The sequence below is a fragment of the Streptomyces sp. LARHCF249 genome (assembly GCF_052871255.1).
This window is the reverse complement of the sequence record NZ_JBIXJQ010000020.1, coordinates 1-8,351: the sequence shown is the minus strand read 5'-3', so window position 1 is coordinate 8,351 and position 8,351 is coordinate 1. Positions and strand designations below refer to the sequence as shown.

Below are 8,351 nucleotides of genomic sequence, written 5' to 3'. Positions count from 1 at the left end.
ATGTCGGCGCCCGACCAGCAGGTCGTTGAGGCACTGCGTGCCTCGCTGAAGGAGAACGCCCGGCTTCAGCAGGAGAACAGCACACTCGTCGCGGCTGCCTCGGAGCCCATCGCGATCGTGTCCATGGCCTGCCGGTACGCCGGCGGGATCCGCGGACCGGAGGACTTCTGGCGGGTGGTGTCCGAGGGCACCGACGTCTACTCCACGTTCCCCGAGGACCGCGGCTGGGACGTCGAGGGCCTCTACCACCCGGACCCCGACAACCCCGGTACGACGTACGTCCGGGAGGGCGCGTTCCTGCACGACGCGGCCCAGTTCGACGCCGGGTTCTTCGGGATCTCGCCGCGCGAGGCCCTGGCCATGGACCCCCAGCAGCGACAGCTGCTCGAGGTGTCCTGGGAGACCTTCGAGCGGGCCGGCATCGACCCCCACTCCGTGCGGGGCAGCGACATCGGCGTGTTCGCCGGAGTCGTGCACCAGGACTACGCGCCGGACCTCAGCGGTTTCGAGGGCTACCTCAGCCTGGAGCGGGCCCTGGGCACCGCGGGCGGTGTCGCCTCCGGGCGCGTCTCCTACACCCTCGGGCTCGAGGGCCCCGCGGTGACGGTCGACACCATGTGCTCCTCCTCGCTCGTCGCGATCCACCTCGCCGCTCAGGCGCTGCGCCGGGGCGAGTGCTCGATGGCGCTCGCGGGCGGCTCGACGGTGATGGCAACGCCGGGCGGCTTCGTCGGCTTCGCACGTCAGCGCGCCCTCGCCTTCGACGGGCGCTGCAAGTCCTACGCCGCCGGCGCCGACGGCTCCGGTTGGGCCGAGGGCGTGGGCGTGGTCCTGCTGGAGCGCCTGTCGGTGGCGCAGGAGCGCGGCCACCAGGTGCTGGCCGTCATCCGCGGCAGCGCGGTGAACCAGGACGGTGCGTCGAACGGTCTGACCGCGCCGAACGGTCCCGCGCAGCAGCGGGTGATCCGCAAGGCCCTGGACAGCGCGGGCCTCTCCCCGGCCGATGTGGACGCGGTCGAGGGCCACGGCACGGGCACCGTGCTCGGTGACCCGATCGAGGCGCAGGCGCTGCTCGCCACGTACGGCCAGGGCCGCGACCCGCAGCAGCCGCTGTGGCTCGGATCGGTCAAGTCCGTCATCGGGCACACCCAGGCGGCGTCCGGCGTGGCCGCCGTGATCAACATGGTCCAGGCGCTGCGGCACAAGACCCTCCCGGCGACCCGGAACATGGACGCGCCCACGCCCCAGGTCGACTGGTCCGCGGGCGCCGTGGAGCTGCTCACCGAGGCGCGGGAGTGGCCGGAGAACGGCCGTCCGCGCCGCGCCGGTGTCTCCGCTTTCGGAGCCAGCGGTACGAACGCGCACATGATCCTGGAGGAGGCGCCCGCCGAGGAGGCGCAGCCCGCCGCGGACGAGGCGCAGCCTGCCGCAGTGGTGCCGCTGGTGGTGTCGGCGGGGACCGCCGCTTCGCTGGCGGCCCAGGCCGGGCGGCTCGCGGAGTTCGTCGCGGGTGCCGACGAGGTGCCGCTCGCGGACGTGGCCGGAACGCTGGTGTCGGGCCGTGCCGTGCTCGCCGAGCGCGCGGTGGTGCTCGCGGGCTCGAACGAAGAGGCACTGGCCGGGCTGCAGGCGCTCGCGCGCGGCGACAACGCGGCCGGTGTGGTGACCGGTTCGGGCACGCCGGGCAAGGTCGTGTGGGTGTTCCCGGGCCAGGGCTCGCAGTGGGCGGGCATGGGCCGTGAACTCCTGGACTCCTCCCCGGTCTTCGCCGAGCGGATCGCGGAGTGTGCTGCCGCGCTCGAGCGGTGGGTGGACTGGTCGCTGATCGACGTCCTGCGCGGCGATGCCGAGCCCGGGCTCATGGAGCGGGTCGACGTCCTGCAGCCGGCCAGCTTCGCCGTGATGGTCGGTCTGGCCGCGGTGTGGCAGTCCGTGGGCGTCGAGCCCGACGCGGTGCTCGGCCACTCGCAGGGTGAGATAGCCGCCGCGTGTGTGGCCGGGGCGCTGTCCCTGGAGGACGCGGCGCGCGTGGTGGCGCTGCGCAGCCAGGCCATCGCCAAGCAGCTGGCCGGGCGCGGCGGCATGGCGTCCGTCGCGCTGAGCGAGGCCGAGGCCGTCGCACGACTCGAGCGCTGGGCGGACCGCGTGGAGGTCGCCGCGGTCAACGGGCCGTCCTCCGTGGTCATCGCCGGTGACGCCGAGGCGCTGGACGACGCGCTGGACGCGCTGGAGGACCAGGGCGTCCGGATCCGGCGGGTGGCCGTGGACTACGCCTCGCACACCCGGCACGTGGAGGACATCCGCGACGCCCTCGCCGAGGCGCTGGCCGGAGTCGGCGCGCAGGCCCCGAAGGTGCCGTTCTACTCCACCGTCACCGGCAGCTGGGTCGAGGACGCCGACGTACTCGACGCCGGGTACTGGTACCGCAACCTGCGCGGCCAGGTCGGCTTCGGCCCGGCCGTCGCCGACCTGCTCGAGCAGGGCCACGGCGTGTTCGTCGAGGTCAGCGCCCACCCGGTGCTGGTCCAGCCGATCACCGAGACCGTCGACACGACCGACACCGACGTGGTCGTGACCGGCTCGCTGCGGCGAGGCGACGGCGGACTGCGACGGCTGATGGCCTCGATGGCCGAGCTGTTCGTCCGCGGCGTTGCCCTGGACTGGGCCGAGGTGCTGCCCGCCGGAGCGGCGGCCGCGCGCGTGGACCTGCCGACCTACGCCTTCGACCACCAGCACTACTGGATCGAGATGGCCGGATCGGCCACGGACGCGGCGTCGTTGGGCCTGACCGGGGCCGATCACCCGCTGCTGGGCGCGGTGGTGCAGCTGCCGCAGTCCGACGGGCTGGTCTTCACCTCGCGGCTGTCGCTGCGCACGCACCCCTGGCTGGCCGGTCACGCCATCGGCGGCGTGGTGATCATCCCCGGCACGATGTACGTCGACCTCGCGGTGCGGGCCGGCGACGAGTTCGGCTACGGCGTCCTGGAAGAACTCGTGATCGAGGCGCCGCTGGTGCTGCCCGAGCAGGGCGGCGTGCGGCTGCAGGTCGCGGTCGGCGCACCCAACGCGACCGGCTCGCGCTCGGTGGACGTGTACTCCCAGCGCGAGGACGCCGACGGCGAGGGCGGCACGAGCGAATGGACGCGGCACGCCACCGGACTCCTGGCGGAGTCGTCGGCGACACGCGGAACGGGACAGCGATTCGACTTCGCCGCGTGGCCGCCGCAGGGTGCCGAGCCGATCGAGGTCGGGACCTTCTACACCGACCTGCTCGAGCGGGGCTACGCGTACGGTTCGGCGTTCCAGGGCCTGCGGGCGGTGTGGCGGCGCGGTGACGAGGTCTTCGCCGAGGCCGTCCTGCCCGACGAACAGCGGGACGAGGCCGGCAAGTACGGCATGCACCCGGCACTCCTGGACGCCGCCCTCCACACCAACGCCTTCGCCAACCCGGACGACGACCGCCAGGTGCTGCCGTTCGCGTGGAACGGGCTCGTCCTGCACGCCGTGGGTGCCTCGGCACTGCGGGTACGGGTCGCCCCGTGCGGTCCGGACGCGCTGTCGTTCCAGGCCGCCGACGAGACCGGCGACATGGTCCTGACCATGGACTCCCTGGTCTCCCTGCCCGTATCCACCGACCAGTTGGGCGCCGCGGCGGGCGACGAGAGCCGCGACTCGCTGTTCGGGGTCGAGTGGACCGAACTGTCCGCGCCGCAGGGCGCGGAGCCGGCGCCCGCGTGGGTTCCGGTCTCCGGCGCCGACGACGTGGTGGCTCTGGCCGGAAGCGCTGGAGTCCCGGCGGTGGCCGTCCTGCAGGCGGTGGGCGGTGCCGACGGCGAGGACGCCGTACTGGCTGCCACCTCCCGCGTGCTGGAGGTCGTCCAGGCCTGGCTGTCCGGGACCGGACTGGAGGAGTCGCGGCTCGTCGTGCTGACCCGGGGCGCGGTCCCCGCCGGCGACGGCACCGTGACCGACCCGGCCGGATCGGCCGTGTGGGGTCTGGTCCGTGCCGCCCAGGCCGAGAACCCCGACCGGATCGTCCTCATCGACACCGACCCCGCCTCCGGCGACGCGGCGGAATCCGTACTGCGTACGGTGCTGGGTCCGGTCCTGGCCGGCGGTGAGCCGCAGGTCGCCGTGCGCGGAACGGCCCTCTCCGCCCCCCGGCTCGTCCGGGCCGGCGGCGAGGTCCCGGAGGTACCCGCGGTGTTCGACGCCGAAGGGACCGTCCTGGTCACGGGTGGCACCGGCGCCCTGGGCGGTCTGGTGGCCCGCCACCTGGTCACCCGGCACGGGGTCCGGCACCTGATGCTGGCCAGCCGCCGGGGTTCGGACGCCGAGGGCGTGGCGGAACTCGTCGCCGACCTGACCGAGCAGGGTGCCGCGGTGTCGGTCGTCGCCTGCGACGTGTCCGACCGCGGCCAGGTCGAGGCCATGCTGGCCTCGGTCCCGGCCGAGCACCGCCTGACCGGTGTGGTGCACATGGCCGGCGTGCTGGACGACGGAGTGATCGCGACCCTCACCCCGGAGCGGCTCGCCGGGGTGTTCGCGCCGAAGGTGGACGCCGTACGCCACCTCGACGAGCTGACCCGCGGCCTGGACCTCGACGCGTTCGTCGTGTTCTCGTCCGCCGCCTCGCTCATGGGGTCGGCCGGCCAGGGCAACTACGCGGCGGCGAACGCCTTCCTCGACGGACTGATGGCCGGCCGCCGGGCGGCGGGCCTGCCGGGTCTCTCGCTCGCCTGGGGCCTGTGGGAGCAGACCAACGGCCTGACCGCCCACCTCAGCGCCGTCGACCAGGCCCGAATGAGCCGTGGTGGCGTACTGGCCATGACGCCGTCCGAAGGCCTGCACATCCTCGACATCGGCCTGCACGCCGACCAGGCGCTGCTGGTGCCGATCAAGCTGGACCTGAAGACCATGCGGAGCCAGGCCGCGGCCGGCGGGGGAGTCCCGCACCTGCTGCGCGGTCTGGTCCGCGCGGGCCGGCGACTGGCGCGGGCGGCGGCCGGCGACAGCAGCGGACTGGTCCGCCGCCTCGCCGGGCTGGCTCCGGCCGAGCAGGAGAGCATCCTGCTGACCATCGTCCAGGACGAGGCGAGCGCCGTACTGGGCTTCAGCGGACCCGAACTGGCGCAGGGCACGCGCGGCTTCAGCGACATCGGGTTCGACTCCTTGACCGCGGTCGAGCTGCGGAACCGGCTGAGCGCGGCGACCGGCGTGAAGCTGCCCGCCACGCTGATCTTCGACTACCCCACCCCGGTGGTCCTCGCCCGACACCTGCGCGAGGAGCTCGGTGAGGCGGCCGACGGCAGCCCCGCCGCGGCTGTCGCCGTCGTCGCGGACCCCGACGAGCCGATCGCCATCGTCGGGATGGCCTGCCGGCTGCCCGGCGGTGTCGCGGGTCCCGAGGACCTGTGGCGGCTGGTGCAGGAGCGCCGCGAGGGCATGACGACCTTCCCCGATGACCGCGGCTGGGACCTGGAGGGCCTGTACGACCCGAACCCGGACAGCGCGGGCACCTCGTACACCAGCAAGGGCGGCTTCCTCCACGAGGCGGCGCAGTTCGACGCCGGGTTCTTCGGCATCTCGCCGAACGAGGCCCTCGCCATGGACCCGCAGCAGCGGCTGCTGCTGGAAGCCTCCTGGGAGGCGCTGGAGCGGGCGGGCATCGACCCGACCACGGCCCAGGGCGGCAACATCGGCGTCTTCTCCGGCGTCTCCATCCACGACTACCTCGAGTCCCTCACCGACATGCCGGCGGAACTCGAAGGCTTCGTCACCACCGCCACGGCGGGAAGCGTGGCCTCGGGCCGTGTCTCGTACACCTTCGGCTTCGAGGGCCCGGCGGTCACGGTGGACACGGCGTGTTCCTCGTCCCTCGTGGCGATGCACCTGGCCGCGCAGGCGCTGCGGCAGGGCGAGTGCTCGATGGCTCTCGCCGGCGGTGTCGCCGTGATGGGATCGCCGATCGGCGTCCTCGGCATGTCGCGGCAGCGGGGCCTGGCCACCGACGGGCGGGTCAAGGCGTACGGGGACGGCGCGGACGGCACGGTGCTGTCCGAGGGCGTCGCCCTGGTGGTGCTCGAGCGGCTGTCGGTGGCGCGTGAGCGCGGTCACCGGGTCCTCGCGGTGCTGCGCGGCAGCGCCGTGAACCAGGACGGCGCGTCGAACGGTCTGACGGCGCCGAACGGTCCTTCGCAGCAGCGGGTGATCCGCAGGGCGCTGGACAGCGCGGGCCTCACCCCGTCCGATGTGGACGTGGTCGAGGGTCACGGAACCGGTACGGCTCTGGGCGACCCGATCGAGGCGCAGGCCCTGCTCGCCACGTACGGGCGGGACCGGGACCCGGAGCAGCCGCTGTGGCTCGGCTCCCTGAAGTCGAACATCGGTCACACGCAGGCCGCGGCAGGCGCGGCCGGTGTCATCAAGATGGTGCAGGCACTGCGACACGGCGTCATGCCCGCCACCCTGCACGCGGACGAGCCCTCGACGAAGGTGGACTGGTCGGAGGGCGCCATCGAGCTGCTCACCGAGGCCCGGGAGTGGCAGCGGGGCGGCCGCCCGCGCCGGGCCGGTGTGTCCTCGTTCGGCATCAGCGGGACGAACGCGCACCTGATCCTGGAGGAGGCGCCGCCGGAGGCGGCCGAGAACGTCTCCGAGGAGCAGGCGCCTGCGGGTGTCGTGCCGCTGGTGGTGTCGGCGCGCAGCGCCGCCTCCCTGGCGGGTCAGGCCGAGCGGCTGGCGGCGTTCGTCGAGAACGCCGCCGACGGGGTGCCGCTGGCGGACGTGGCCGGGACGCTGCTGTCGGCCCGCGCGGTCTTCAACGAGCGCGCGGTGGTCGTCGCCGGTTCGAGCGACGAGGCGCTGGCCGGGCTGCAGGCACTGGCCCGGGGCGAGAGCGCGCCCGGTGTCGTATCCGGCAGCACGGGTTCTGGTGCGCCCGGCAAGGTGGTGTGGGTGTTCCCGGGTCAGGGCTCGCAGTGGGCGGGCATGGGCCGTGAACTGCTCGACTCCTCACCGGTGTTCGCGGAGCGGATCGCGGAGTGCGCGGCTGCTCTGGAGCCGTGGGTGGACTGGTCGCTGATGGCCGTGCTGCGGGGTGAGACCGAGCCCGAGCTGATGGAGCGGGTCGATGTCCTGCAGCCGGCGAGCTTTGCGGTGATGGTGGGTCTGGCGGCGGTGTGGGAATCGGTCGGGGTCAGGGCCGATGCGGTGCTGGGTCACTCGCAGGGTGAGATCGCGGCCGCGTGCGTCTCGGGTGCGCTGTCGCTGGAGGATGCGGCGCGGGTGGTGGCGCTGCGCAGCCAGGCGATTGCCAAGGACTTGGCCGGGCGTGGCGGTATGGCGTCGGTTGCGCTGAGCGAGGCTGACGCGGTCGCGCGGATCCAGCCGTGGGCGGATCGTGTGGAGGTTGCCGCGGTCAACGGGCCGTCCTCCGTGGTCATCGCCGGTGACGCCGAGGCGCTGGACGAGGCCCTGGAGGCCCTGTCCGGCGAAGGTGTCCGGGTCCGTCGCGTTGCGGTCGACTATGCCTCGCACACCCGGCACGTGGAGGACATCCGCGAGGCCCTCGCCGAGACGCTCGCCGGAATCGAGGCGCAGGCGCCCAAGGTGCCGTTCTACTCGACCGTAACGGGCGGCTGGGTGGCTGACGCCGGGGTGCTGGACGGCGGGTACTGGTACCGGAACCTCCGTGCGCAGGTGGGCTTCGGTCCGGCCGTGGCGGAGCTGCTGGGTCAGGGCCACGGCGTGTTCGTCGAGGTCAGTGCCCACCCGGTGCTGGTCCAGCCGATCACCGAGACCGTCGACAGCACCGATGCCGATGTCGTGGTGACGGGTTCGCTGCGGCGCGAGGACGGTGGCCTGCGACGGCTGATGGCCTCGATGGCCGAGCTGTTCGTCCGGGGTATCGCGCTCGACTGGAACCGCGTACTGCCGCGGACGTCGGCACGTGTGGACCTGCCGACCTACGCCTTCGACCACCAGCCCTACTGGCTGCAGTTGGCCGAGTCGGCCACCGATGCCGCCTCGCTGGGGCAGATGACGGCCGACCACCCGCTGCTGGGCGCTGTGGTGCAGCTGCCGCAGTCGGACGGGCTGGTCTTCACCTCGCGGCTGTCGCTGCGCACGCACCCCTGGCTGGCCGATCACAGGGTCGGCGGCGTGGTCCTCCTGCCGGGCACCGCCCTCGTGGAACTGGCGGTTCGGGCCGGTGACGAGGCCGGATGCGGCGTGCTGGAAGAGCTGGTGATCGAGTCGCCGCTGGTGGTGCCCGAGCAGGGCGGGGTGCGTGTCCAGGTCGCGGTGGGTGGTCCGGGTGAGTCCGGCTCGCGGACGGTGGAGGTGTACTC

1 protein-coding gene is annotated in these 8,351 nt (G+C 73.5%); it reads left to right on the top strand.

The features are described 5' to 3' along the window. Positions 1-8,351: type I polyketide synthase (locus ACIPUC_RS35375; RefSeq protein ID WP_446594491.1), on the top strand; the 8,351-nt coding region annotated here is incomplete at its 3' end.